The following is a 24,735-nucleotide window of genomic DNA, read 5'->3' as shown; positions in this document are numbered from 1 at the left end:
GGCTCGATCTCGTCGTGGGACTGAGTACCCCGAACGCGGGACTGCGGCCTAGTATCCATCCATGAGCACAGATTCTGCGGAGAAGATCGTCCTCGTCGACGGTGCGCGCACCCCCGTCGGCAGCTTCGGTGGCGTCTTCAAGGACGTCCCCGGCTTCGAGCTCGGCGCCACGGCGACGAGGGCCGCCCTCGAGCGCGCGGGCGTGGCCGGTGACGACGTGCAGGAGGTCGTCATGGGCTGCATCGGCCAGGTCGGCCCCGACGCCTACAACGCGCGCCGCGTGGCGATCACCGCCGGCCTGCCGAAGAACGTGCCGGCCTACACCGTCAACCGCCTCTGCGGCTCCGGCCTCCAGGCCATCTGGTCGGCCGCGATGGAGATGCGCTGGAACGGCCTCGACGTCACCGTCGCCGGCGGCGACGAGTCGATGACACGGATGCCCTTCTACGACTTCGGCGCCCGCAACGGCTACAAGCTCGGCAACCGCGCCCTCGTCGACGGCACCGTGATGATGCTGACCGACCCGTTCCACGACATCCACATGGGCATCACGGCCGAGAACGTCGCGAACAAGTACGGCGTGAGCCGCGCCGAGCAGGACGAGTTCGCGCTTCTGTCCCAGCGCCGCGCCGCGACCGACGCCGCCCAGGCGGCGTTCGCGGAGGAGATCGTGGCCGTCGAGGTCGGCGGCCGCAAGCCGTTCACCGTCGAGGTCGACCAGCACCCCAAGCCCGACACGACCCTCGAGACCCTCGCGGGCCTGCGCCCGGCGTTCAGCAAGGATGGATCGGTCACCGCCGGCAACGCCTCCGGCATCAACGACGGCGCCGCCTCCGTCGTGCTCGCCTCGGGCCGCGCGGTCGCCGAACGCGGCCTCACCGGCCTCGTCACCCTCGAGGCCGTCGCGACCGGCGCCATGGAGCCCGAGCTCATGGGCTACGCCCCCGTGCTCGCACTGCAGGCGCTCTTCGAGAAGACCGGCACCACCCCGAAGGACATCGACGTCATCGAGCTCAACGAGGCCTTCGCCTCCCAGGCCGTCGCCGTCATCCGCGACGCCAAGCTCGACCCCGAGAAGGTCAACCCCTACGGCGGCGCCATCGCCCTGGGCCACCCCGTCGGCGCCACCGGCGCGATCCTCTCCCTGCGCGCCGCCAAGCACCTCGCCCGCACCGACGGCGAGCTCGCCATCGTCACCATGTGCATCGGCGGCGGCCAGGCCCTCGCCGCACTGTTCCGCCGGTTCTGAGCCGGAGGCGTCGCCCCGGCCTCAGGTGAGCTCGCGTCGTACGACGTCGGCCACCGGGGTCGGGGCGCGCCCCAGCAGCGCGGTGAGCGGGACGGCGCCCGTCGGCAGCCCGTGGTCGTCGTAGTAGGCGAACATCGCCCGCAGCCACTCGCGGGGACGCTCGTCGAGGCCGGCCCCCTCCCCGGCGGCCCACTCCTCGGGCGTGGTCCGCTCGACCGCCACCTCGCGGCCGAGCACGTCCCCGGCCGCCCGCGCGACGTCGTGCACGCTCACGAGCGTCGGGCCGCCGAGCTCGTACGTCGACCCCACGTGCCCGTCGCCCACCAGCACCTCGGCGGCCGCCTCGCCGACGTCGTCGAGGTCGACGAGGCCGAAGGGCGCGTCGGGGTCGTAGGCCACCCGCAGCACACCGTCGGCGACCCCCGGCAGCAGGTTCTGGGTGTAGGCGCACGGCTGCAGCACGGTCCAGGCGAGCCCGCTCGTGCGCACCACGTGCTCCGCCACGGCCTTGCCCAGGTGGTGGGGCATGACCGGCACGTACGGCGCCGCCACCGAGTGGTGCACCACCCGCTCGATGCCCACCTCGCGCGCGGCGGCGAGCGCGCGCCGTACGTGGTCGGGCTCGTCCGGGTGCAGGTTGGGCGCGATCAGGTACGCCGCGTCGCACCCGCGCAGCGCGGCCGCCAGGTCGGCAGGGGTCGCCCACGCCGCCGAGCCGACCGCGACGGAGTCGACGCCCCGGGCAGCGAGCCCGCGCCGTACGGCCTGGCCCGTCTTGCCCGAGCCCGCCAGCACCGCGACCCGGGCGCTCACGCGTCGGCCCCGGTGGCGGCGATCCAGCGGGTGAGGAGACCGGCGAGCTGGTCGCGCTCGGTGGCCGTGAGCGGCGCGACGAGCCGGTGCTCGTTGGCCATGTGGTCGGTGAAGGCGGCGTCGATGACCTCGCGGCCGGCCGCGGTGAGGGCCACGACCCGCGCGCGGCCGTCGGTGGCGCTGCGGCGGCGGGCGACGAGCCCGGCCTGCTCGAGCCGGTCGACGCGCTTCGTGAGGGCGCCGGTCGTCACCATCGTGTGCTGGGCGAGCTCGCCGGCGACCCGCTCGTACGGCGCCCCCGCGCGCCGCAGGGTGGCGAGCACGTCGAACTCGCCCTCCCCCAGTCCGTGCGCGCGGTAGACCGTCGTCAGCTCGGTCGTCAGGTGGTCGGCGAGGCGGTGCAGCCGACCGATCACGGCCTGCGGGGAGACGTCGAGGTCGGGGCGCTCGCGGTGCCACTCGGCCTGGATGCGGGCGACCCGGTCGTCCGGCAGACCGGCGGTCGCAGGGGCGGGCAGGTCGTCGACGGAGCGCTCTGCGGTGGTCACCCCTTCAGATTACCTTCCCCGGAAGGTAAGTTCTCTTCCATGGAAGACAAGTGGCGCTGGGCGTTCGTGACCGCGGTCGCCCCGATCGCGTGGGGCAGCACCTACTACGTCACCCGTCACACGCTGCCGGCCGACGCCGCACTCTGGGGGTCCGCCCTGCGCGCGCTCCCGGCGGGCCTGCTGCTGCTCCTCCTCGCGCGACGGCTCCCCCGCGGCGCCTGGTGGTGGCGCTCCGCGGTGCTGGGCACCCTCAACGTGGGCGCGTTCTTCGTGCTCGTCTACCTCGCGGCCCAGCTGCTGCCGACGAGCGTCGCCGCGTCGGTGATGGCGGCCGCCCCGGTCACGATGATGCTGCTCGCCTGGGCGATGGTCGGCGAGCGACCCACCGCCCGGCTCGTCGCCGGGGCGACGACCGGCATCGCGGGCGTGCTGCTGGTGGTGACGACCTCGGTCGACGGGCTCGACCTGCGGGGCGTGCTGGCGTCGGTCGCCGCGATGACGATGTCGTCGGTCGGCTTCGTGCTGAGCAAGCGCTGGGCCGACGGCACCCCGGTGCTGACGACCACGGCGTGGCAGCTGATGGCGGGCGGTCTCGCGCTCACCGTCGTCGCCGTCGCGGTCGAGGGTGCCCCGCCGGCCGTGGACGCCCGGGCGGTCGCCGGGTTCGCCTACATCTCGCTGGTCGGCACGGCGCTCGCGTTCGTCTGCTGGTTCGCCGGGCTGGCACGCCTCAGCGCCGGAGCCGTCGGCATCGTCGGGCTGCTCAACCCGGTGACGGGCGTGCTGCTCGGCACCGTCCTGGCGGCCGAGTCGCTGAGCCCCACCCAGGTCGTCGGGATCGCGCTGGTGCTCGCCGGCGTCGTCGTCGGCCAGCAGACCGGTCGGGCTCAGAGGGCGCGGGCCGCCAGCGCCTCGGAGCACTCGCGCGCCACCTCGTTGACGACGAGGCCGTAGCCGCCCCAGTCGCCACGGGTCCCGCCGTTCAGCGCGGCCCGGGCCCGGTTGAGCCGCATGCGCAGGCGGGCCGACCGCTCGGGGTCGACCAGCTCCAGGCGCTCGAGTGCGCGGGCGACGGCGACGTACGCCATCACGGTCTGGTCCGGAGTCCGGACCCCGACCTCCGCGTCGGATCCGGGTCCGTCTGTCGAGGCCATCATGCTGCTCCCCCTCTCGTGTCGTCGCTCGCCGACGGCAATGTCGACCAGGCTAGTGGTATTTGAGTGCGGTGCGCGCCGTCGTCCACGACGCGACCGCCAAGTCTCTCCCCTCGACGGGGTGCGCGCCAATCCGGCGACGACCGCCGTACGACCGGGGCACCAACACTCGGGGCGACCCCTCCCCGGGTCCGCTGCGGCCACCCCGGCCGCTGCGCGTCAGGCCTCGGGGAGCAGCACGAAGTCGACCCGGCCCTGGGCGACGCCGTTCACCTGCAGCTCGAGCGCGTGGGCACCCGGGTGGTAGCGGCGGGTCGTGATCGGGCGGAACGAGTGGACCTTGCGCACGACGTACGCCTCCCCCGGCGCCAGCGTGGGGCTGGCGAGCTTGAAGGTCTTGGGGGTGAGGGTGCCGTTCGCCTTCTGGTGGTGCACGACGTAGTCGATCGCCACCCGGGCGGGCTCGTCGCCGCCGTTGGTGACGGTGGCGGCGAAGCCGACCTCGCCGCCGAACGGGACCTCGGTCGCGGTGAGCTCGAGCGCCCCGACCGCCAGGTCGCTCCCGCCGTACCCCAGCAGCACGAGCGCGCCGGGGTCGCCGCGCTTCACCAGCGTGCGCAGGGCGTGCCGCACGAGCGCGAGGGTGTGGGCGTCCGGCTCGGCGAACCAGCGGCCGGCCGTGGCGACGACGAGGTCGCCGTGGTGGCGGCTGAGGTCGTTGAGGTGGTTGGCGACGGAGCGGCGCACGTAGTCCGACGGGTCGCGACGCAGCGCGTCGAGGAGCGGGAGCGTGGCCTCCGGACGGTCCAGGAGCGCCGGCACGCGGGTGGCCCACGGGAGGTAGGAGCGGGTGCCCTCGGAGGCGAGCCGCCGGACGTGCTCGTCGGGCGAGGCCGTCCAGGTGGTGATGGTCGCCAGGGCGCGGTCGAGGTCGTGGCGCAGGAGCGCCCGGATCGAGAACTCGGCGGTGAGCAGGTGGGTCAGCTCGGCCAGCATCGCGAGCGCCGCGTCGAACGCGGCGACACCGTCCGCCTCCTCCTCGGGGTCCTGGAGGGCTCGCGCGGCCAGCGCCGAGCCGACGGGCCACACGGCCCAGCCCGCGAGCGCCCCCGCGGCCGTCGTACGACGCACGACCGCCTCGAGGTCGGCGTAGGTGCCGGGCACGTCGGCGAGCACCGCGTCGCGGAGCAGGTCGCTGCGCCGCCCCAGCGTCAGGGGCTCGAGCCGGTCGGGCGCGGCCCTCAGCGCGGTCAGCGGCAGGTCGGGCGCGGCCGCCGCGAATGCCGCCGCGAGGGCGAGCGCCTGCGGGCGGCCGAGGAGCTCGTCGGCGAAGGGCACCGGACCATCCTCCACCCGTTCACCCGAACCCGCTCGCCGTCGTGGGCCCGGGCCGCCACACTGGCGACATGACGGTCGACCCCCGCATCCTCACGCTGCCCGGCTCGGCGAACGTCCGCGACCTCGGCGGGCTGACGGGGGCCGACGGCCGCGAGGTACGGCGCGGGCGGCTCCTGCGCAGCGACTACCCGGGCTTCGCCGCCGACCCCGAGGCGGTGCGGACCATCGGCCTGCGCACCGTCGTCGACCTGCGCGGCCGCGCCGAGGCCAAGGTGGAGAGCGTCGACTGGGATGACCACGGCGTCACCTACCACCGCTGCCCGGTGTCGGCGGGGTCGGCCGACTCGTGGCACGCCCGCTACCCGGCCTACCTCACCCACCGACCCGAGACCGTCGTGGCCGCGGTGCGGCACCTCATGGACGCCGGCGCCCAGCCCGCGCTGTTCCACTGCGCCGCCGGCAAGGACCGCACGGGCACGATCGCCGCCCTGCTGCTCGGCGTGCTGGGCGTGGACGACGACCAGGTCGTGGCCGACTACGTGCTCACCGAGGGTGCGGTCGAGGCGATCCTGGAGCGGCTGGGCGGCCACGAGCTCTACCGGACGATGCTGGCCGACTCCTCGGTCGACGACCAGATGCCGCGCGCCGAGCACATGCAGGGCCTGCTGGACTTCCTCGCCTCGCAGGGCGGTGCCGCCCGGTGGCTGGTCGACCACGGCGTACCTTCCGAGGAGATCGAGACGTTCCGCGCCGAGATGCTGGTCTGAGGAGGCCCTGGTGTACGTGCCCCGCCCCAACGCCCTCGACGACGAGGCGGAGCTGCGCGCGCTCGTGCGCCACGTCGGCTCCGCCCAGCTCGTCACCGTCGGCGACGACGGCTACCCCCGGGCCACGCTCCTGCCGGTCGTCTGGGAGGGCGACGAGGTGCGCATGCACCTGGCGCGCGCCAACCCGCACTGGAAGGAGATCGCGGACGACGCCCCGGTGCTGCTGGTCGTCGACGGGGCGCAGGCCTACGTCAGCCCGAGCTGGTACGCCGGCAAGGCCGAGCACGGTCGCGTCGTGCCGACCTGGAACTACTCGGCCGTGCAGATCCGCGGACGCGCCCGCGTGCACGAGGACCCCGAGCGACTGCTCGCCTCGGTGACGGAGCTGACGGACCTCCACGAGGGCCGCGAGCCCACGCCCTGGCGGGTCGACGACGCCCCGCCGGCGTTCGTGGCCGGGCAGCTGCGCGGCATCGTCGGCCTCGACGTGCGGGTGGAGTCGGTGGTCGGCAAGGCGAAGCTCAGCCAGAACCGGTCGGAGGTCGACCGGCGCCAGGTGGTCGAGGGGCTGGTGGCGCGGGGGCGCGGGCAGGACGCGGCCGTGGCCGACGGGGTCGCGGGGGCGCTGGGGGGCTGAGCGCGACCGGGGCGGGCGGTTCCGGGCGACCCGGATGATGGTCGAGATGATGTCCCAGCGCGCTCTCGTGACCACCGCGGCCGTGCTGTGGATCGCCGGTGCGGCCGTCTACGTGGCGACCGAAGCCGTCGCCGCAGCCGCCTTCCCCGGGTACAGCTACGCGACCAACTACATCAGCGACCTCGGGATCCCCGACGTCGGCACGGTCGGCGGACGCGCCATCGACTCGCCGCGGCACGCAGTGATGAACACGGGCTTCGTCGTCCAGGGCCTGCTCTTCCTCGCCGCGGCCCTCACGACCCTGCGGGCGACCACCGGCGGTCCTCGCAGGAGCTTCGCCGGCATCGCCGTGACGTACGCCGTGGGGATCTGCCTGGTCGGCATCGTCCACGGAGGCCAGGCCGAGGCACCGACCGGCGCGCTCCACGTCGTCGGCGCCGGGATGGCGATCGTCGGCGGCAACCTCGCCGCACTCACGGCGGCCGTCGCTGGCCGGCGCACGGGCCTCCCGCGCCTCTACGTCGTCGCCAGCGCCACGCTCGGCACGGTCGGACTCATCGGTCTCGTGATGCTCCAGCTCGACTCGGCCACGACCAGCATCGACCTGCTACCGGCAGGCACCTGGGAGCGTCTGGCGGTCTACACGGTCACCGGGTGGCAGGTGCTCACGGGCGGGTTGATGCTCGCTGCGCGTAGGACGTCGCGCACGCAGCTGTGACCACGACCGGGCGTCACCGAGCCGACGGTGGACGCCCACCTCTACGGCTGGGCGTTGCGGGCTCCTCTGGATCAGGTCGAGCGACAGATGCTTCATCAGACGGCTGGAAACTGCGCCATTCGCTCGGGGATCTCCCTGGAAAGGCTCGGAAGTACTAGGAGATCCTGCTTCGTCTTGCCCAGGTGGCAGGCGAAATCTCGGCGGTCGTGGCACGCGAACTGACACACTTCCCACGTGGGACATTCCGCCGAGAAGGTGGTTCGACGACTCGAGCGGGCTCGCCGCGAAGGACGATGGGTCGAGGTCGAGCTCACGGGCTCGTGGCAGGACAACGCCAAGTACGGGCGCGTCCTGGCGCTGACCGACCGGTGGGTCGTCGTGCACACCCTGATCCAAGGGTCCTACCTCGACGACGTGGCGCTCTTCCGTCTGAAGGACATCACGAGCGTGAGATGGCACCCAGCTTCCGAGTTCATGAGCCGAGCAGTCTCAGGGCTCGGGGTGCCCGTGACCACGTTCCTCATCGAGCCCACAGCGACACTGAGCGGGATGCTGCGGATGATCGCCGACCGCGCCGAGCTGGTCATGCTCCACCAGCGCGTCACCCCCGACTGGCGACACGTCGAGGTCGGCAAGATCCACAGGGTGGGGACGAGGCGCCTGGAGCTGCACGCCATCAACGATGACGGCACCTGGGCGCAAGCCTCGGGCCTGCGGCGGCTGAAGCCGATCGAGAGAGTCGAGTTCGGCGGCCGGTACGTCACCGCCCTGGAGCGGTTCGGTGAACCCACCCCTCCGTACGACGACGACAGCGACATCGCCCACGTGAAGATCTGAGTTCCCCGATCAAGAGGTGACACGCGGGGCAAAGCGCCTTGGGGGTCCTCGGAAGACTCTGAGCACACGTGCTCACGCCGACCCGCCGGCGCTCGTCCATCCTCGTCGGGTGACCCCGACACGGCCGACGCAGCACGAGGGCCGACCACACCTCACCGCACTTCCCGCCCTGCTCGCCACCGCGGCGGCACTCATCTGGATGGCGTGGCTCGGGTGGGACGCCCACGATCAGTGGAACCCGCGGACACGCAAGAACCAGCGCCACGGCAGCTGGCAGCTCTATGGCTACGCGCTGACGGTGGGCCTGCTGGCGGGGTGGTGCGGTCAGCTGCGCCAAGCGTTCACCGCCACCGTCGTGATCCCGACGTCGACCCTCGCCACCGTCACGCTCCTCGCAGTCCTGCGCGGCTCCGGCCTTGAGGTGATCACGCAGATCGGCATCGTCGTCGTCCTGCTGAGCGCGTGGATCGGGACCGTCGCCGGCACGTCCCAGCTGCTGCGCGACGTCCGGTTGCCCTGACCTCGCGGCGGGCACCGAGCACCACTCGTCCTGGTTCAGGGCCCACCATCACGGGTTGACCGGTGACCCAGTCGATCGAGGCCGTGAGCTCGTGCTACGCGTCGTCGGGCTCGATCACGGTGGTCGACCGGGCCTTCACGGAGGCCGCCGTCGCACGGCCCAACTTCATCTTTCTCATGGGCAGTATCGCCATTCGGCCAGGCCGCCTGATCTCTATCTCGATCACGTCGGTGGACCCTGTCCGTCGGTGGCAGCGGAAGCCGTCGCCATCGAGGGCGTCGGAGCCATCTCTGCCGTTCCGTTGAGCTCATCCTGACGGGCACGCGCCGACGATGGCGGTCGTCGAGCCAGCTCATCGGCACGCCTGGGGCGGCTTCCTCAGGGGCCCGCCCCTCGTCCCAGTGATTCGGTAAAGACGTGGGATGCATTTCCCATGGACGTACGAGAATTCTGATCCGATTGCCCGCTGCGACGTCAACAGCGGCAATCTTTTCCGCATTTAACGCACTCGAAGGACTTTCGTGGGCATGCTCGACGCGTCCTCGGGTACTCACCCTGGACCATGACCACCATCACCCCTGGGGGACCCGCATGAGCAACTACGCACCGCAGCCCACCCGCAGCAGCAGCGCCCGCACGATGAGCATCATCGGCATCGTCCTCGGCGTCATCGGGTTCATCCTCTTTCCCATCATCGCGGCGATCGGCGCCGTCCTGGGCTTCGTCGCGTACGCCAAGGGAGACCGCCCGCTCGGCATGTACGTGGGGATCGGGTGCATCGTCGCGGGAGTGGCCGGATTCATCATCGGACAGGCAATTCTGAACTCCATGAACTGAGCGGATATCGGCCGCGGGGACCTCTCGGGGGTCCGTCGCGGTCGTTCTCGTCCGCTCGGAAGGTCGTGTGATGCCTGAGATGTCCGGGCCCCGGAAGAGACCGGGCGCGGCCTGGTGGGCGCTCCAGGTCGTCGTCGGAGTCTGCATCGTTCTGCCGGCCACACTCCGACTCTCGGCAGGCGGGGCTGACACCTCTTCGTGGATCGACTGGGCCCTGCTCGCAACGGGCTGCGCGATCGCAGTCAACGCACTCGTCTTCGTCATCGTGAACCTCGTTGCCGGCCGGCCCGGGTGGATCGTCGAGCGCTGAGCGACCACGGCCCCCTCAGCCCGCCGGTTCCCCAGGACAGGCTCCGGTCCCCCGCCTCCGTCGCGAGGCGCGTCGCCGCGATCGCCGACGACGCGGGCCCGTCTGGGCGATGATGGCGCTCCCGACCGAGAGGAGCGCCCGTGCGCACCCAGCTGATCGCCTTCGGCATCTGCTGCCTCGTCGTGCTCGCGGGCGGCATCCTCCTCGTCGACGCTGCCGAGCGGCGCGATCCCGACAGCGCCAGCTGCTCGGCGGAGGGCGGACGTCAGGCGGACCGGCTGGCCGACCTTCTCGACGGCCTCCCCGCCACCACGCGCGTGGGGGTCGCCGACGACTGCGACGCAGGCTCCAGCTCCACCCAGGCCGGCGGACGCGTCGTCGACGGCACCACCACCATGGACCCGACGGAGTTCGTCGCGGTGGTGGCAGCCGAGTTCTCGTGCACGCCCGTCGCACCCGGGAGCACCTCCGCGGACGCGGCGGCGTCCGACTGCCGGGCCGAGGCGGACGACCTCGGTTTCAGTCTCGCCCTGCACGTCACGGAGCCCGGGACGTCCAGCGAGTTCTACGCCTCGGTCGAGGAGTGAGGCTCAGACCTCGTCGCGCTGACCACCGACGTGGCGCACCTCGTCGGGGCGGAACCCGTGGTCGACGCCCCACAGCACGGCCTGCGAACGGCTCTCCGCACCGATCTTGGCGTAGAGGGTGCGGATGTAGGTCTTCACCGTGTTGATGCCGATGAACGCGCGGGTGGTGATCTCCTGGTTGCTGAGGCCCTGGCAGATGAGGGCCAGCACCTCGGACTCGCGGGGCGTGAGGTCGAACTCCTCACCGGGCCAGCGGCCCAGCTCGTCGCCGTCGGCGTGGTGGGCGGTCTCGGGCGTCACCACCGTGCCGCCGCAGATCTTCTCGATGGCCTCGACGAGCTCCTCGCCCGAGACCCCCTTCGAGATGTAGCCCGCCGCTCCCGCGGAGATCGCGCGCGCCACGACCTCGGGCTGGGTGTTCCAGCTGAGCACCGCCAGGCAGGCGTCGGTGTCCTGCAGGAGCGCGTCGACGTCCATGTCGCTGCCCTGGACCTGACCGAAGGAGTCGTAGAGCACCAGGTCGACGTCGCTGACGACGGGTCGCTGGGCGTCGAGCTCGACCACCTCCACGCGGTCGGCGTACGCCGAGAGGATGCCGGCGACACCCGCGACCACGAGCTCGTAGTCGTTGACGATGGCGATGCGAATTGGTCGTCTCTGCTGCTCCACGGCCCCAGCATAGGATCGTCGGGATGGTCGAGCATGCAACGACGGCGGTCTTCGACTTCGACGGGGTCCTCGTCCGGGACGACTCGACGGTCGCCTACCTCCGACGCCAGGGCACCCGGCGGCCCTGGCTCGTGGCCGGCGCCGTCCCCGCGCTCGCCGCCTTCGCGGTCACCGGACGCTCCGCGCTGCTGCGCTCGCACGCGTCGCGGGCCACGCTCCGGGCCTTCTTCGTCGGCACCCGTCTCGAGACGCTCACCACCGAGCTCGAGGCCCTCGGTCACGAGCTCGCCACCACCCCCGGCCTCCCCCTCGCGGACGGGGTCGCCGCGGCTGCCGCTCACCTCGCCGACGGCGACCGGGTCGTCGTGCTCTCGGCGGCGCTCGAGCCGTTGCTCCGAGGGTTCCTGGAGGGAGCCGGGCTGGAGGGGGCGGCGTACGCCGGCTCGCGGCTCGGCCCGGCACCGGGCGGGGCCCGGATGCGCGACCACAACTTCCACGACCGCAAGGTCGAGCGCGCCCGCCTGCTGGGGGCGCCACCGCCGTGGGACGTCGCCTACACCGACTCCTCCTCCGACCTGCCGCTGCTGCGGAACGCCCGCCGCGGCGTGCTGGTGAACCCGTCGTCGAGGCTGAGCGCGCAGGTGCGCGCGGCGCTGCCCGACGTGCCGGTCACCGACGTGCGCTGGACCTGACGGCCGGGCGGGCGTGTCCGCCGTACGACGTCAGCCCAGCGACACCGTGACGTCGCCGCCCGCCGGGTCGGCGCCCGCGACGAGCGACCAGGGGGCCCGGAAGACCCGCCCCGGAGCCGCCGGCCAGGCCACGCGACGCCGAGCGAGGAGCCGGCCGTCCTGGTGGGCCTGGACGCGGGGGAAGCGGTGGTGCTCGTCGACCCACAGCAGCAGGTCGCCGCGGGGCGCGACCCCGCCGTCCGGTGCGACGAGCTGCGGCGCGACCCACCGGAACGGGGCGGCCGCACGGACCCGGACGCCGCCGGCGCGTGGGACCGGCAGTGCGGTCGGGGGCCCGTCCAGCCAGGCCGCCACCCGCCCCGCGACGTGCCGGCCGTCGAGCGCGGCGCCGTCGGCCGTGTCCACCGGGTGCAGCAGGTTGCCGGCGGCGAAGACCCCGGCGGCGCTGGTGCGCAGGCTCGCGTCGACCAGCGGCCCGCGCGTGCCGGCGTCCAGCTCCACCCCGCCCAAGCGGGCGAGCTCGTGGTCGGGGATCCAGTCGCCCGTGGTGACGACGGTGTCGCAGGGGATGGTCCGGCGCTCCCCCGTCGCCAGGGTCTCCACGACGACGCCGGTGACGCGCCCCCGGCCCTCGATCGCGACGACCCGCGTGCCGGTGAGCACGGGCCCCTTCAGCAGGGCCCGGCCGGGCAGGTGGAACGCGGCGTACGCGTCGGGTCGGTCGTAGGTGGTGGTCATCGCGACCGTCGCGCACCCGGCCTCGCGCAGCGTCATCACGGCCGACCAGCTGACGAGCTCGGCCCCGACGACGACGGCGCGCGAGCCGACCGGGGCGTGGTGGAGGTGCACGAGGTTCTGCAGCTGCCCCGTCGTCCAGACACCGTCGGGCCGGTCGCCCGGGATGAGGCGCGCCGGCCGGGGCCGCTCGCGCGCACCGGTGGCGAGCACGACGGCCTCGGCCTCGACGACGCGGCGTCCGGCGGGCGACGTGACCTCGAGGCGCCGGGTCGTGGCGCGACCCCCGGCCCAGCCGGTGACCATCGCCCCGGTCTCGAGCCGGACCCCCGCGTCACGGGCGGTGGCGGTGAGCCGCCGCGCGTAGGTCGGGCCCGACACGAAGCGGCGCAGGTCTCGCAGCCCGTAGCCCGGGTGGTCGCTGTGGCGCGGGATGCCGCCGGTCTCGGCCTCGCGCTCGACCACGAGCACGTCGTCGACACCCTGGGTCGCCAGCGCGGCGGCGGCGGTCAGGCCGGCGGGCCCGCCGCCGACGACGGCCACCCGCACCCGCTCGACGGGCAGAGCGCTCATCGCGCCACCTCCGGCGTCCGCTCGACGCCACCGGACTCGACGAGCGCGGCGGCGTGGGCGCCGCAGTAGAAGCCCTGGCAGCGGCCGTTCATCAGGCGGGTCCGGCGCCGCAGGCCGTCGAGGTCGCAGGGCGGCACGGGGCTCGCGAACGCGTCGCGCACCTCCCCGAGCGTCACGCGCTCGCAGAAGCAGACCACCTGCCCGTACGCCGGGTCGTCCGCGATGGCGGCCGCGTCCTCGTACGGGCGCACCCCGGCCTCGCCGAGCTGCGGCATGCGGGGCGGGGCGGGCAGGTCGGGGCGCGGGTCGAGCGGAGCGAGCCCCCCGTCGGCGAGCAGGGCGCGCACGTGCTCCGCGATCGCCATCCCGGCGGTGAGCCCCGTCGACCGGATCCCGCCCACGAGCAGGTAGCGCTGCGCGACGTCGAGGTCGATCAGGTAGTCGTCGCGGTCGATCGCGGCGCGCAGCCCGGCGTACGACGCGGTGACCTCCTCCTCGAGCAGGGCCGGCATGAGCGTGCGGCCCTTGCCGAGCAGGAAGTCGAACCCCGCCTCGGAGGTGCCGGTCGCCGTGCGGTCGGCGAGGTTCTCCGACGTCGGGCCGAGCATCACGTTGCCGTAGATGGTGGGCGAGACGAGCACGCCCTTGCCGCGCGACGACGGCACGGGCAGCACGATGCAGGGCGCCAGCGGGCGGGCGAGCTTGTCGAAGACGAAGAGCTCGCCGCGGCGGGGCGTGACCGTGAAGCGGTCGTGGCCGAGGACGGCGTCGAGGCGGTCGGCGCCGAGGCCCGCCGCGTTGACGACCCAACGGGTGCGCAGGTCGCCCCGGCTGGTGTGGAGCGTGGTGACGTCGTCGCCGACGGTCGCGCCCTCGACCCGGGTGGAGCGGTGCAGCTCGACCCCGCGGCCGACGGCGTCGGTGGCCAGCGCCAGGTTCGTCGTCCACGTGCAGATGATCGACTCGCCCGGCACCGTGAGCCCGGCGAGCGCCCCCGGGCCGAGCGCCGGGACGCGCCGGTAGACCTCGGCGGCGTCGACGAGCTCGCAGGCGTCGTACCCGTTCTTCCGCGCCTTGTCGCGCAGGCCGGGGAGGGCGTCGCGCTCCTCCTCGCTCCAGGCCACCAGCAGGGCGCCGGTGCGCTCGACGGGGATGCCGGTCCGCTCGGCGTACTCCCCCAGCAGGTCGTAGCCGCGGGCCACCAGGAGCGACTCGAGCGTGCCCGGGGTGGCGTCGAAGCCGGTGTGGAGGATCGCGGTGTTGGCCTTGCTGGTGCCGTCGCCGACGTCGTCGCGACCCTCGACGAGGGCGACCCGCAGGGCGGTGCCGCCGAGGTCGCGGGCGATCGCGGCGCCGACGATGCCGCCGCCGACGACGACGACGTCGTACGGCGCGGGCGGCTCGGCGAGGTGCTCGGGACGCGGGGTGGGGTCGGGGCTCATCGCTGCTCTCAGGGGTCTCGGGGATCGGGGGTCGGGACGGAGCGCGCGGCGTCGGCCGCGGCGTGCCACCGGTGGAGGTGCTCGGCCGCGCGGTCGGGCGACCAGCGCGGCTCGTAGGTGCGGCTCGGGGTCCAGGTGCCGACGACGTCGGCGACGGAGGCCGCCGGGTCGAGGGCCAGGCGGGCGCAGGCCGCGGCGCCGAGCGGGGTCGCGTGGCTGGAGGGGTAGACGTCGACGGGCACCTGGGCGAGGTCGGCCTGGGCCTGCAGCAGCACCTCGGAGCGAGTGAGGCCACCGTCGACGCGCAGGCGGGTGAGGGGCTGGCCCAGGTCGGTGTCGACGAGCCGCACGAGCGCCGCGACCTGCGCGGCGACGCCCTCCAGCAGGGCGCGGACGAGGTGGCCGCGCCCGGTGCCCAGGGTCATGCCGGTGAAGGAGGCGGTCGCGTGCGCGTCCCACCAGGGCGCGGCCAGGCCGGCGAGGGCGGGGACGCAGAGCACGCCGGAGCTGTCGGGTCCGGCGGCGGCTGCCGTCCGGTCGAGCTGGTCGGCGGAGGGCACGAGCCCCAGGTCGATCGCCCACCGCACCGCGGAGGCGGCCGTGTAGACCTGCCCGTCGACGCAGTACGACGTCTCGCCACGGAGCCGCCACGCCACCGAGGTGGTGAGGCCGGAGGTCGAGCGGGTCGGGCGCGGGCCCAGCTGGGCGAGCAGGAAGGCGCCGGTGCCGAACGTGCACTTCGCCTCCCCCGGCTCGAGGCAGCTCTCCGCGAGCAGCGCGGCCTGCTGGTCGACGACGAGGCCGGCGACCGGGATCCGGGGGCCGAAGACGTTCGTCTCGCCCACCACCGCGTCGCAGTCGACGACCTCGGGCAGCGCCTCGTCGGCGAGGTCGAGGATCCCCAGGAGCTCGGGGCTCCACGCGGTGGTGTCGAGGTCGAGCAGCAGGGAGCGGCTGGCGGTGGAGACGTCGGTGACGAAGGCGCCGCAGAGCCGGTGCACCAGCCACGTGTCGGTGGTGGTGACGACGCCCGCGGTGGTGACGTGCTCGCGCAGCCACCGCAGCTTGGGCCCGGAGAAGTAGGGGTCGAGCACCAGGCCGGTCGCGGCGGCCACCCGGTCGGCGTGCGCGGCGCGGTCGGCGCAGACCGAGGCCGCCCGCCGGTCCTGCCAGACGATCGCCGTCGAGAGCGGTCGTCCGGTGGCGCGGTCCCACGCCAGGACGGTCTCGCCCTGGTTGGCCAGCGCCACGGCGGCGACCGGCACGCCGGCCTGCTCGAGCGCGCGGCGCCCGGCCACGACCACGGACTGCCACAGCGCCTCGGGGTCCTGCTCGACGAGCCCGCCCTCGCCGTACGTCGGCCGCAGCCCCACCTCGGCCAGGGCGACCACGGCTCCGGCGGCGTCGACGACGACGGCCTTGGTGCCGGACGTGCCCTGGTCGATCGCCAGCACGTGGGTCATGGACGAGCCTCCCGAACCGATGGTCCACTTGGTATATACCAAGTGGTGCAGACCAAACTGTGGAGCGTGGATCGCCGCACGTCAAGGCGTTGCTGCGTGTGACGTCGACCGCTCCGGCGTGCGTGGACGAGCCGCAGCAGGCTGGCCCACCTGGTCCGGACCACGCAGCGCCGCTCCCGCCGTACCGGACCTATGCTGGCCCCCGTGACGACCCCTCGCTACGTGGCGCTCGCCGCGCTGGTGCGTGACCGGATCGCCGGCGAGCAGCTCGCCCCCCACACCCTCCTGCCGTCCGAGCGCGAGCTCGGCGACGCCCACGGCGTGAGCCGGATGACCGCCCGCCAGGCCCTGACCCTGCTCGAGCGCGAGGGTCTCGTCTACCGCCGACCGCCGCGCGGCACCTTCGTCGCGGAGCCGCGCGTGCGCTTCCACGTCGGCAGCTTCTCGGAGGAGGCCGACCGCCAGGGCCGCCGCCCCGCCGCCCGCCTGCTGTGGGCGGAGCGTCAGGAGCCCTCCCCCGACACCCGCCGGGCGCTCGGGCTCGCGGAGGGCGAGGAGGTCCACGCGTTCCACCGGGTGCGGTCGATGGACGGCGTGCCGCTGGCGCTCGAGACGACGTACTTCCCGGCCGACCTCACCCCCGGCATCCTCGACGTCGGCGTCGAGGGGTCGCTGTGGGCGGTGCTCCGCGAGCGGTACGGCGTCGACCCCGCCACCTCCACGGCCGTGCTCGAGTCGATCATCCTCGACGACGTCTCCCAGGCGCACCTGGGCGCCGGCTCCGCCACGACCGGGATCCTGCTGACGCGCAGCACGTACGACACCGCCGGCCGCTGCATCGAGCACGCCCGCGACGTCTACCGCGCCGACCGCGCGTCGTTCGAGGTCACGGCGACGGTGGCGCCGCCGGACTGAGGTCGGTTGGCGCCGCCGCGCGCTGTGCGGTTCGCGGTAGGAGGTACCCGTGCGACGGGTACGAGGTACCGCGAAAGGTCGGAGCCCCCATAAGCACCGCGTGCCGGGGGCATCGGATGTCGACACCGTGGCGCTCGCGCAACACGCCCGACTCACGATGCGCCTACCGTGCGGGGGGTGACCGTTTTCCGACAGACCCTCGGGGCGACGACGTACACGTTCGACCACCTCGTCGACCTCATGGCGAAGGCCTCGCCCCGCCGCAGCGGCGACGAGCTCGCCGGGTGCGCCGCCGAGACCGACGCCGAGCGCGCGGCCGCCCAGTGGGCGCTGGCCGAGGTGCCGCTCGACCTCTTCCTCACCGAGCTGCTCGTGCCGGCCGAGACCGACGACGTGACGCGCCTGATCCTCGACCAGCACGACCGGGGTGCGTACGCCGCGATCTCCCACCTCACCGTCGGGGGCCTGCGCGACTGGCTGCTCGACACCGTCACCCGGCCCGACGCCGCCGAGCGGCTGGCCGCCGTGCGCTGGGGCCTGACCCCCGAGATGGTCGCGGCCGTCAGCAAGCTGATGCGCAACCAGGATCTCGTGACGGTCGCCCGCGCCGTGCAGGTGACCACGGCGTTCCGCACGACGGTGGGCCTGCCGGGCCGGTTCTCGACCCGGCTGCAGCCGAACCACCCGACCGACGACCCCCGCGGGGTCACCGCGGCGACGCTCGACGGGCTGCTGCTCGGGGCCGGCGACGCGGTGCTCGGCATCAACCCGGCGACCGACTCCCCGCAGGCGGTCAACGACCTGCTGCACCTGCTCGACGACATCCGGACGCGCTACGAGATCCCGACGCAGTCGTGCGTGCTGACCCACGTCACCACGTCGATCGGCCTCATGGAGGCCGGGGCCCCCGTCGACCTGGTCTTCCAGTCGATCGCCGGCACCCAGGGCGCCAACGAGGGCTTCGGCATCACCCTCGAGATGCTGCGCGAGGCCGACCAGGCCGCCCGCGAGCTGCAGCGCGGCACCGTGGGCCAGAACGTCATGTACTTCGAGACCGGCCAGGGCTCGGCGCTCAGCGCGGGCGCCCACCTCGGCACCGGCGACCGGCCCGTCGACCAGCAGACGCTGGAGACCCGGGCGTACGCCGTGGCCCGCGAGCTCGACCCCTTCCTCGTCAACACCGTCGTCGGCTTCATCGGTCCGGAGTACCTCTACGACGGCAAGCAGGTCGTCCGCGCCGGGCTCGAGGACCACTTCTGCGGCAAGCTGCTCGGCCTCCAGATGGGCGTCGACGTCTGCTACACGAACCACACCGAGGCCGACCAGGACGACATGGACGTGCTCCTCACGATGCTGACGGCCGCCCGGGTCGGGTTCGTCATCTGCGTGCCCGGGGCCGACGACGTGATGCTCGGCTACCAGAGCCTCGCCTACCACGACGCGCTCTACGCCCGGGACGTCTTCGGCCTCCGACCGGCGCCGGAGTTCGAGGCGTGGCTGGCTCGCGCGGGGCTGATGTCGGAGGCGGGCCGGATGCTGCCGGTGGATCCGGGCACCTCGGTGCTCCGCGCGCTCGGGGCCGGGGCATGAGCGACGACGACTTCTGGGCCGCGATGCGTCGTACGACGCAGTCCCGCATCGGACTGGGACGCACCGGCGACACGATGGCGCTGGCGGACGTGCTGGCCTTCCGGGCGAGCCACGCGATGGCCCGTGACGCCGTGCACGTGCCGCTCGACGTCGAGGCGCTGGGCCGCGACCTGGAGGCGGCGGGCCACGGCACGCCGTACGAGGTCACCAGCCGGGTCGCCGATCGCGGGGAGTACCTGCGGCGGCCCGATCTGGGACGGCTGCCGGCGGACCTCGACCACCTGCCGACCGACACCGGGGCCGACGTCGGCATCGTGCTGGTCGACGGGCTCTCGGGCCAGGCCCTCACCGACCACGCGGCCGGGCTCGTCACCGCCCTCGTGCGCGCCCTGGGCCCCGGCAGCTCGGTGGCGCCGCTCGTGGTCGCGACGAACGCGCGCGTCGCCCTGGGCGACCACGTGGGCGAGCGGCTCGGCGTCGAGACGCTGCTGGTGCTCGTGGGCGAACGACCCGGGCTGTCCGTGCCGAGCAGCCTCGGCATCTACCTCACGCACCACCCGAGGCCGGGCCGCCGGGACTCCGAGCGCAACTGCATCTCGAACGTCCACCCGCCCGACGGCCTCGACTACGACACCGCCGCCCGCATCGCGGCGTCGCTCGTGACGGGCGCCCGCGCGCTCGGCCGGTCGGGCGTCGACCTCAAGGACACCTCCCGCGCCGTCGAGGCGGCGCCGGCGAGCCCCGCGCTCTGACCCCACCGCCGACCTGTCGCGTCTGCGCCGACCTGTCGCGTCTGCGCCGAGCTGTCGCGTCTGCCGCGAGCTCTGATCGTGCAGACGCGACAACTCGGCATCTCCCGGGCGTGCAGACCCGACAGCTCGGCACGTTCTCCGGGGTCGTACGGCGTCCCGGGCACCGCTCGCGAGCAGCCGGGACGTGGGCTGCGACACACCCCCGCGGCGGCCGTCCGCGCGGCGCGACCGGGAGACGTGACTCACACCCCTGACCTGCGGAGTTAACGTCTCGCGGCCCTCGAACTGGCCTGTGGCGGGGGCCCGATGACCCCCGCGTTGCCGCTTCGTCACGAACGCATTACATAAGCGCTCTCATATTCTGATAGTCAGTAGAACTATTAGACGCGAATATTGTCACCAGCGCATGATCCTTCTCGACCCCCCGCCTGACGCTCGGTCCGTGGCGGTACTCGCCGGCCCGCACGCCGGCCAGCCCCCGTTGAGAGGAACCCCATGCGCACCACTCACCCGCTCCGCACCCGGTCCGCCGCACGTCCGCGTCTCGCCGCCGTCACCGCGGTCGCCGTCGCGGCGATGACCCTCACCGCCTGCTCGTCGGGCGACGGCGGCTCCTCGGCCTCCGAGGAGAGCCTCCGCTTCGGCCTCTCGGCCGAGCCCGTCGCGCTCACCACCGGCGTGTGGCAGGGCTCGGCGACGAACTTCATGCTCACGCTCATCCACCGCGGCCTCATGACGCTCGACGACCAGGGCGACCTCGTCCCGGGGCTCGCCGAGTCCTACGAGATGACCGACGACACGACGTACGTCTTCACGCTGCACGAGGGCCTCACGTTCTCGGACGGCTCGCCCCTGACGGCCGAGAACGTGAAGAGCTCGCTCGAGTACTACGCGAACCCCGACTCGGGCTCCACCCTCATCGGCGGGCTCGGCGACATCTCCGACATCACCGTCGACAGCGACACCCAGGTGACGATCACGCTCGAGGCGCCCAACAACGCCTTCCTCGAGTACCTCGCCGTACCGACCGCCGCGATCGTCCCCGAGGCCAGCCTCAACGCCGAGACCCCCAACGAGGTCGGCGCGGGCCCGTTCATGATCGAGGACGCGCAGGCCGGCGTCGGCATGACGCTCACGAAGTTCGACGGCTTCTACGACGCCGACGACGTCGCGCTGGAGGAGATCGACCTCTCCTACTACGCCGACGGCGACGCCCGCGCCAACGCGCTGGTGAGCGGCGACGTCGACATGATCGACTACGTCACCTGGGAGAACTTCGACCGCGTCGGCAGCACCGACGGCATCACGCTCGACGCCACGCCGGGCCCCTTCCAGTACGTCCAGTTCAACACCACCGAGGGCCCGTTCGCCGACCCGCTGGTGCGCGAGGCCGTCGCCTACGCGATCAACCGCGACAACGCGCTGACTGCCGCGTTCCAGAGCAACGGCGAGCCCCTCGAGGGCGTCGTCATGCCCGACGACGAGGCGCTCGAGGGCGTCGGCGACGAGCTGTGGTCCTACGACCCCGACCGCGCCGAGGAGCTGCTCGCCGAGGCCGGCTACCCGGACGGCTTCGAGGCGACCCTGCTCGCCACGTCGCAGTACACGTTCCTCCAGGACACCGCGCTCTCGGTGCAGCAGGACCTGCAGGCCGTCGGCATCGACATCACGCTCGACGCCCCCGACTGGTCGGGTCGCCTCGAGAAGGGCGCGGCCGGCGACTACGACCTCGCCGTCTCCGGTGACGTCGGCATCGTGACGAACCCGTCGTACCTGCTCGGCTTCGTGACCCCGCCCGACAACTTCAACCGCAGCTTCGGCTACGAGAACGAGGAGATCGCGGCCGCGCTCACCGAGGGCCTGCGCGCCACCGACGACGACAGCCGCCGCGCGGCGTACGAGGAGGCATTCGACCTGTTCGCCACCGACGTGCCGTTCGCCTCGATCGACACCCGCGACCAGGCCTGGGCCTACAGCGACGACGTCGAGGGCTTCACGAACCTCACCGGGTTCCACACGTTCTTCAGCGGCTACACGCTGGTGAACACCTCCCTCAACCGCTGATCGACGCCTGATCACCGACGGAGAGAAGTCCGATGTTCTCGTACGTGCTGCGCAGGATCGGGGTGGGCCTCGGGCTCGTCCTGCTGGTCCTGACGCTGATCTTCCTGGCGCTGCACCTGGTGCCCGGCGACCCCGCCATGCTCCTGCTCTCGCAGGGCGACGGCGCCTCCGCCACCCCGGAGGCGGTCGCCCGGGTCCGGACCCAGCTGGGTCTCGACCAGCCGCTCCTCACGCAGTACTGGCACTTCCTCTCCGGCGCCCTCACCGGTGACCTGGGGGAGTCGTTCCGCAACCGGCAGCCGGTCTCGGAGGCCATCGGCGAGCGACTCCCCCGCACCCTCGAGCTGGTCGGCCTCGCCACGCTCGTCGCCGTCGTGGTCGGGGTGCCCTGGGGCGCCCTGGCCGCGCGGGCCGGCGGCTGGTTCGACTCGGTCACCTCGGTGCTCACGTCGATCGGCATCGCGCTCCCCGTGTTCGTCTTCGGCTCGATCCTCATCCTCGTGTTCTCGCTCAAGCTCGGCGCGCTGCCGGCCGGCGGGTTCGCCGAGTGGGGCGAGGACCCGAACCGCCACGCCCAGATCCTCGTGCTCCCCGCGATCGCCCTGGCGGTCGGCTTCGCGTCGACCATCGCCCGGATGACGCGCTCGGCGGTGCTCGAGATGCTCCACCAGGACTGGGTGCGCACGGCCCGCTCCATGGGCCTCTCGCGCCGGGCCGTGTTCCGCCGCTACGTGCTGCGCAACTCGCTCAACCCGGTCGTGACCACCGTCGGCATCGGCGTCGGCACCCTGCTGGGCTCGACCGTGCTGGTCGAGCGGGTCTTCAACTACCCCGGCCTCAGCAGCCTGCTCGTCGAGGCGGTGACGGCCCGCGACTACCCCGTGGTGCAGGGCATCGTCATCACGATCGCCGTGCTCTTCGTGTCCATCAACATCATCGTCGACGTGCTCTACGGAGTGCTCGACCCGAGAGTGAGGCGATGAGCCGATGCGCCGCCGACTCCGTCAGGCCCTGACCCCCCTGCGCCTCGTCGCGCTGGTCTACGTCGGGCTCCTGCTCGTCACCCTCCTCTTCGCCCCGCTCGTGGCCCCCCACGACCCGCTCACCCAGGACGTCGCGAACCGCCTCCAGGGCCCCGGCCTCGGCACGCACCTGCTCGGCACCGACGAGCTGGGCCGCGACATCCTCAGCCGCGTCGTGTACGGCGCCCGGGTCGAGCTGCTCATCGCACTCGGCGCCACCGTCGTCTCGATGGTGCTCGGCACGCTGCTCGGTCTGCTCGGCGGCTACTTCGGCGGCGTCGTGGAGGTCGTCACCATGCGGGTGGTCGTCGACGTGCTCCTCGCGTTCCCGCCGATCATCCTGGTGCTGCTCGCGGTGACGCTGCGGGGCCCGGGTGCCGGCACCCTCATCGTGGCGATGGGCGTGCTCTTCGCCCCGACCTTCGCCCGCATCGCCTACGGCCAGGTCATCTCGGTCAAGCGGCTCGAGTACGTCGAGGCCGCCACGGCGTTCGGCGCCCCGACCCGCACGCGCCTCTTCGGCGTGATCCTGCCGAACATCTCGGCGCCGCTCATCGTGCAGGTCTCCCTGACGATCGCCACGGCGATCCTGCTGGAGTCCGGCCTCAGCTACCTCGGCCTCGGCGTCGTTCCCCCGACCCCCTCGTGGGGCTCGATGGTCGCCCAGGGGCAGCGCTACCTCTCCACCGACCCGCACGTCCTGCTGGTGCCCGGAGCGTTCGTGGTGCTCACCATCCTGGCCTTCGGCCTGCTCGGTGACGCGCTGCGCTCGGGGCTCGACCCGAAGTCGAGGAACGACCGATGAGCGACCTCACGAAGAAGCCGACCACCCCCGGCCCGGTCACCCCGCTGCTCGAGATGACGGACGTCTCCGTCGAGTTCGGCGGGGGAAAGAGCTGGAAGCCGGTCACCCACCAGATCAGCTTCTCCGTCGCCCCGGGCGAGACCCTCGCCCTCGTCGGCGAGTCGGGCTCCGGCAAGTCGGTCACGGCGATGGCCATCCTCAACCTGCTGCCGCCGAACGCCCGTCGTACCGGCTCGATCCGCCTCGACGGCGAGGAGCTGGTCGACGCCGGCGAGAAGCGCCTGCGCCAGATCCGCGGCTGCGACGTGGCCGTGATCTTCCAGGAGCCGATGACGGCCCTCAACCCCGTCTACACGATCGGCGCCCACCTGGTGGAGGCGATCCGCAGCCACCGCGACGTGTCGAAGGACGAGGCCCGGGCCACCGCCCTCGACCTGCTCCGGGGCGTGCACATGCCCGAGCCCGAGGTGAAGATCGACCACTACCCCCACCAGCTCTCGGGCGGCCAGCGGCAGCGGGCGATGATCGCGATGGCCATGTCGTCGGAGCCCCGGCTGCTCATCGCCGACGAGCCCACGACCGCGCTCGACGTGACGGTGCAGGCCGAGATCCTCGACCTGGTGCGCGAGCTGCAGGGGCGCACCGGGATGAGCGTCCTCGTCATCACCCACGACATGGGCGTCGTCGCCGACGTCGCCGACCGCGTCGTGGTGATGCGCGAGGGCCGTGTCGTCGAGACGGCCCCCTCCGCGGAGCTCTTCGCCCGGCCGACCCACGAGTACACGCGGGCGCTGCTCGACGCCGTGCCGCGCCTGGGCTCCGGCGCACCGGCCACCGCGGTCGTCCCCGACCGGGCGGCCACCGCCGCGCTCGACCTGCAGGGCGTCGCGATCGACTACCCGGGGTCGTGGCGCAAGCCCGGCTTCCGGGCGGGCGAGGACCTCGACCTGCTCGTCGCGCCCGGCGAGATCGTCGGGCTGGTGGGCGAGTCCGGCTCGGGCAAGTCGACCATCGGGCGGCTGGCCATGGGGCTGCTCCCCGTCGCCGAGGGCACCATGACGGTCGACGGCGTCGACGTGAGCGCCGGCAGCCGGAGCGACCTCGCGCTCATCCGGTCGCGGGTGTCGATGGTCTTCCAGGACCCGGCCTCCTCGCTCGACCCGCGACGCACGATCGGGCAGTCGATCACCGACCCGCTGCGCTGGACCGGCGAGATCGGCGACCGCCGCGAGGCCCGCAAGCAGGCGGGCGCGCTGCTGGAGCAGGTCCGCCTGCCCGCCGACTGGGCCGACCGCTTCCCCCACGAGCTCTCGGGCGGCCAGCGCCAGCGCGTCGGCATCGCGCGGGCGATGGCGACCAGCCCGCGCCTGCTCGTCGCCGACGAGCCGACCTCGGCCCTCGACGTCTCCGTGCAGGCCTCGGTGCTCGACCTCTTCTCCGAGCTGCAGCGGGAGCACGGCTTCTCGTGCCTCTTCATCAGCCACGACCTCTCCGTGGTGGAGTCCCTGGCCACCACGATCGTCGTGCTGCAGAAGGGGCGCGTCGTCGAGCAGGGACCGACGCAGCGGGTGCTGACCGCACCGACCGAGGACTACACGCGTCGGCTCATCGCCGCCGCACCCGTGCCCGACCCGGCCCTCCAGGCCGAGCGGCGCCGGGAGCGGCTGGCCTCGTGACGACCGACCACCAGGGGGAATG

Annotated in this window: 26 protein-coding genes; 18 read left to right on the top strand and 8 right to left on the bottom strand. The window is 73.2% G+C overall.

Translation table 11 applies throughout. The annotated features are described in order from the left end of the window. Window positions 1–61: 61 nt before the first annotated feature. Entirely contained in the window at window positions 62–1,249 is a 1,188-nt protein-coding gene (locus K329_RS0123325; RefSeq protein ID WP_028474917.1) for a thiolase family protein, read from the top strand. Between the two features lie 21 nt (window positions 1,250–1,270). Here K329_RS0123325 and K329_RS0123320 read toward each other — a convergent pair whose 3' ends face one another. Further along, window positions 1,271–2,062: an SDR family oxidoreductase gene (locus K329_RS0123320; protein ID WP_052337273.1), complete on the bottom strand. Its 792-nt coding sequence runs from the start codon at window positions 2,060–2,062 to the stop codon at window positions 1,271–1,273. Continuing rightward, window positions 2,059–2,610, bottom strand: a complete 552-nt coding sequence (locus K329_RS0123315) for a MarR family winged helix-turn-helix transcriptional regulator (RefSeq protein ID WP_245596669.1) — start codon at window positions 2,608–2,610, stop codon at window positions 2,059–2,061. The genes K329_RS0123320 and K329_RS0123315 overlap by 4 nt, the downstream gene beginning before the upstream one ends. A 39-nt stretch (window positions 2,611–2,649) precedes the next feature. Between K329_RS0123315 and K329_RS29110 the strand changes: the two genes are divergently transcribed. Continuing rightward, the gene (locus K329_RS29110) at window positions 2,650–3,564 is read left to right on the top strand and encodes a DMT family transporter (RefSeq protein ID WP_052337272.1); all 915 of its coding nucleotides are present in this window, start codon (window positions 2,650–2,652) and stop codon (window positions 3,562–3,564) included. Here K329_RS29110 and K329_RS0123305 read toward each other — a convergent pair. Together K329_RS0123305 and K329_RS0123300 are read right to left on the bottom strand one after the other, a co-directional pair. Next, on the bottom strand, window positions 3,498–3,767 hold the full coding sequence (locus tag K329_RS0123305) for a hypothetical protein (RefSeq protein ID WP_028474915.1): 270 nt from the start codon (window positions 3,765–3,767) through the stop codon (window positions 3,498–3,500). The two genes, K329_RS29110 and K329_RS0123305, sit on opposite strands and share 67 nt — an antisense overlap. 216 nt (window positions 3,768–3,983) lie before the next feature. Further along, window positions 3,984–5,102, bottom strand: a complete 1,119-nt coding sequence (locus K329_RS0123300) for a DNA alkylation repair protein (RefSeq protein ID WP_028474914.1) — start codon at window positions 5,100–5,102, stop codon at window positions 3,984–3,986. A 68-nt stretch (window positions 5,103–5,170) separates the two neighbouring features. Here K329_RS0123300 and K329_RS0123295 point away from each other — a divergent pair, with 68 nt between their 5' ends. From K329_RS0123295 to K329_RS0123255, 8 genes are all read left to right on the top strand, one after another. Beyond that, window positions 5,171–5,869: a tyrosine-protein phosphatase gene (locus K329_RS0123295; protein ID WP_028474913.1), complete on the top strand. Its 699-nt coding sequence runs from the start codon at window positions 5,171–5,173 to the stop codon at window positions 5,867–5,869. A gap of 10 nt (window positions 5,870–5,879) precedes the next feature. Next, the gene (locus K329_RS0123290) at window positions 5,880–6,506 is read left to right on the top strand and encodes an FMN-binding negative transcriptional regulator (protein ID WP_028474912.1); all 627 of its coding nucleotides are present in this window, start codon (window positions 5,880–5,882) and stop codon (window positions 6,504–6,506) included. Window positions 6,507–6,555: 49 nt separating this feature from the next. Beyond that, window positions 6,556–7,224, top strand: coding sequence for a DUF998 domain-containing protein (locus K329_RS0123285; protein ID WP_043645400.1), 669 nt, complete (start codon window positions 6,556–6,558; stop codon window positions 7,222–7,224). 234 nt (window positions 7,225–7,458) lie between these two features. Beyond that, entirely contained in the window at window positions 7,459–8,061 is a 603-nt protein-coding gene (locus K329_RS0123280; RefSeq protein WP_157571881.1) for a thioredoxin domain-containing protein, read from the top strand. A 109-nt stretch (window positions 8,062–8,170) separates the two neighbouring features. Then, window positions 8,171–8,581 carry a hypothetical protein gene (locus K329_RS0123275; protein WP_028474909.1) on the top strand — a complete coding sequence of 137 codons (411 nt, stop codon included), beginning with the start codon at window positions 8,171–8,173 and terminating at the stop codon, window positions 8,579–8,581. Window positions 8,582–9,172: 591 nt separating this feature from the next. Then, window positions 9,173–9,418 (top strand): V-type ATP synthase subunit I domain-containing protein, encoded by a 246-nt coding sequence (locus K329_RS0123265; RefSeq protein ID WP_028474908.1) that lies wholly within the window; start codon window positions 9,173–9,175, stop codon window positions 9,416–9,418. 70 nt (window positions 9,419–9,488) lie between these two features. Then, window positions 9,489–9,728 (top strand): hypothetical protein, encoded by a 240-nt coding sequence (locus K329_RS0123260; protein ID WP_028474907.1) that lies wholly within the window; start codon window positions 9,489–9,491, stop codon window positions 9,726–9,728. A gap of 140 nt (window positions 9,729–9,868) precedes the next feature. Then, window positions 9,869–10,315 (top strand): hypothetical protein, encoded by a 447-nt coding sequence (locus K329_RS0123255; RefSeq protein WP_028474906.1) that lies wholly within the window; start codon window positions 9,869–9,871, stop codon window positions 10,313–10,315. 3 nt (window positions 10,316–10,318) lie between these two features. Here K329_RS0123255 and K329_RS29105 read toward each other — a convergent pair whose 3' ends face one another. Further along, entirely contained in the window at window positions 10,319–10,984 is a 666-nt protein-coding gene (locus tag K329_RS29105) for a response regulator transcription factor (RefSeq protein ID WP_043644467.1), read from the bottom strand. Window positions 10,985–11,007: 23 nt separating this feature from the next. Here K329_RS29105 and K329_RS30055 point away from each other — a divergent pair, with 23 nt between their 5' ends. Beyond that, window positions 11,008–11,676 (top strand): haloacid dehalogenase-like hydrolase, encoded by a 669-nt coding sequence (locus K329_RS30055; RefSeq protein WP_052337271.1) that lies wholly within the window; start codon window positions 11,008–11,010, stop codon window positions 11,674–11,676. 30 nt (window positions 11,677–11,706) lie between these two features. Here K329_RS30055 and K329_RS0123240 read toward each other — a convergent pair whose 3' ends face one another. The 3 genes from K329_RS0123240 to K329_RS0123230 are packed head-to-tail and all read right to left on the bottom strand — an operon-like array spanning window position 11,707 to window position 15,889. Then, the gene (locus K329_RS0123240; RefSeq protein ID WP_028474905.1) at window positions 11,707–12,984 is read right to left on the bottom strand and encodes an NAD(P)/FAD-dependent oxidoreductase; all 1,278 of its coding nucleotides are present in this window, start codon (window positions 12,982–12,984) and stop codon (window positions 11,707–11,709) included. Continuing rightward, window positions 12,981–14,426, bottom strand: coding sequence for an NAD(P)/FAD-dependent oxidoreductase (locus K329_RS0123235; RefSeq protein ID WP_028474904.1), 1,446 nt, complete (start codon window positions 14,424–14,426; stop codon window positions 12,981–12,983). Before K329_RS0123235 ends, K329_RS0123240 begins: the two co-directional genes overlap by 4 nt. A gap of 8 nt (window positions 14,427–14,434) precedes the next feature. Beyond that, window positions 14,435–15,889: an FGGY family carbohydrate kinase gene (locus K329_RS0123230; RefSeq protein ID WP_028474903.1), complete on the bottom strand. Its 1,455-nt coding sequence runs from the start codon at window positions 15,887–15,889 to the stop codon at window positions 14,435–14,437. A gap of 204 nt (window positions 15,890–16,093) precedes the next feature. On the opposite strand from K329_RS0123230, the gene K329_RS0123225 reads away from it, so the two are divergent. From K329_RS0123225 to K329_RS0123195, 7 genes are all read left to right on the top strand, one after another. Further along, window positions 16,094–16,804: a GntR family transcriptional regulator gene (locus K329_RS0123225; RefSeq protein ID WP_211225940.1), complete on the top strand. Its 711-nt coding sequence runs from the start codon at window positions 16,094–16,096 to the stop codon at window positions 16,802–16,804. Window positions 16,805–16,981: 177 nt separating this feature from the next. After that, on the top strand, window positions 16,982–18,394 hold the full coding sequence (locus tag K329_RS0123220) for an ethanolamine ammonia-lyase subunit EutB (protein ID WP_028474901.1): 1,413 nt from the start codon (window positions 16,982–16,984) through the stop codon (window positions 18,392–18,394). Continuing rightward, a complete protein-coding gene (gene eutC / locus K329_RS0123215; protein ID WP_028474900.1) occupies window positions 18,391–19,146 on the top strand; it encodes an ethanolamine ammonia-lyase subunit EutC in 756 nt (251 codons plus the stop codon). The genes K329_RS0123220 and eutC overlap by 4 nt, the downstream gene beginning before the upstream one ends. 495 nt (window positions 19,147–19,641) lie before the next feature. Then, window positions 19,642–21,210: an ABC transporter substrate-binding protein gene (locus K329_RS0123210; protein ID WP_028474899.1), complete on the top strand. Its 1,569-nt coding sequence runs from the start codon at window positions 19,642–19,644 to the stop codon at window positions 21,208–21,210. 32 nt (window positions 21,211–21,242) lie between these two features. Beyond that, a complete protein-coding gene (locus K329_RS0123205) occupies window positions 21,243–22,193 on the top strand; it encodes an ABC transporter permease (protein ID WP_028474898.1) in 951 nt (316 codons plus the stop codon). 4 nt (window positions 22,194–22,197) lie between these two features. Beyond that, window positions 22,198–23,037, top strand: a complete 840-nt coding sequence (locus K329_RS0123200) for an ABC transporter permease (RefSeq protein ID WP_052337270.1) — start codon at window positions 22,198–22,200, stop codon at window positions 23,035–23,037. Continuing rightward, a complete protein-coding gene (locus K329_RS0123195) occupies window positions 23,034–24,713 on the top strand; it encodes a dipeptide ABC transporter ATP-binding protein (protein ID WP_052337269.1) in 1,680 nt (559 codons plus the stop codon). The genes K329_RS0123200 and K329_RS0123195 overlap by 4 nt, the downstream gene beginning before the upstream one ends. The last annotated feature ends 22 nt before the right edge of the window (window positions 24,714–24,735 follow it).

The organism is Nocardioides alkalitolerans DSM 16699 (assembly GCF_000426525.1).
GTDB lineage: Bacteria > Actinomycetota > Actinomycetes > Propionibacteriales > Nocardioidaceae > Nocardioides > Nocardioides alkalitolerans.
This window is presented reverse-complemented; position numbering and strand designations above follow the sequence as displayed.

What these genes read in the sequence shown, in the direction of transcription:
- K329_RS0123325 (WP_028474917.1), top strand. Translation starts at nt 62, where the DNA reads ATGAGCACAGATTCTGCGGAGAAGATCGTCCTCGTCGACGGTGCGCGC.
- K329_RS29110 (WP_052337272.1), top strand. Translation starts at nt 2,650, where the DNA reads ATGGAAGACAAGTGGCGCTGGGCGTTCGTGACCGCGGTCGCCCCGATC.
- K329_RS0123305 (WP_028474915.1), bottom strand. Translation starts at nt 3,767, where the DNA reads ATGATGGCCTCGACAGACGGACCCGGATCCGACGCGGAGGTCGGGGTC.
- K329_RS0123295 (WP_028474913.1), top strand. Translation starts at nt 5,171, where the DNA reads ATGACGGTCGACCCCCGCATCCTCACGCTGCCCGGCTCGGCGAACGTC.
- K329_RS0123285 (WP_043645400.1), top strand. Translation starts at nt 6,556, where the DNA reads ATGTCCCAGCGCGCTCTCGTGACCACCGCGGCCGTGCTGTGGATCGCC.
- K329_RS0123265 (WP_028474908.1), top strand. Translation starts at nt 9,173, where the DNA reads ATGAGCAACTACGCACCGCAGCCCACCCGCAGCAGCAGCGCCCGCACG.
- K329_RS0123260 (WP_028474907.1), top strand. Translation starts at nt 9,489, where the DNA reads ATGCCTGAGATGTCCGGGCCCCGGAAGAGACCGGGCGCGGCCTGGTGG.
- K329_RS30055 (WP_052337271.1), top strand. Translation starts at nt 11,008, where the DNA reads ATGGTCGAGCATGCAACGACGGCGGTCTTCGACTTCGACGGGGTCCTC.
- K329_RS0123240 (WP_028474905.1), bottom strand. Translation starts at nt 12,984, where the DNA reads ATGAGCGCTCTGCCCGTCGAGCGGGTGCGGGTGGCCGTCGTCGGCGGC.
- K329_RS0123235 (WP_028474904.1), bottom strand. Translation starts at nt 14,426, where the DNA reads ATGAGCCCCGACCCCACCCCGCGTCCCGAGCACCTCGCCGAGCCGCCC.
- K329_RS0123230 (WP_028474903.1), bottom strand. Translation starts at nt 15,889, where the DNA reads ATGACCCACGTGCTGGCGATCGACCAGGGCACGTCCGGCACCAAGGCC.
- eutC (WP_028474900.1), top strand. Translation starts at nt 18,391, where the DNA reads ATGAGCGACGACGACTTCTGGGCCGCGATGCGTCGTACGACGCAGTCC.
- K329_RS0123210 (WP_028474899.1), top strand. Translation starts at nt 19,642, where the DNA reads ATGCGCACCACTCACCCGCTCCGCACCCGGTCCGCCGCACGTCCGCGT.
- K329_RS0123205 (WP_028474898.1), top strand. Translation starts at nt 21,243, where the DNA reads ATGTTCTCGTACGTGCTGCGCAGGATCGGGGTGGGCCTCGGGCTCGTC.
- K329_RS0123200 (WP_052337270.1), top strand. Translation starts at nt 22,198, where the DNA reads ATGCGCCGCCGACTCCGTCAGGCCCTGACCCCCCTGCGCCTCGTCGCG.
- K329_RS0123195 (WP_052337269.1), top strand. Translation starts at nt 23,034, where the DNA reads ATGAGCGACCTCACGAAGAAGCCGACCACCCCCGGCCCGGTCACCCCG.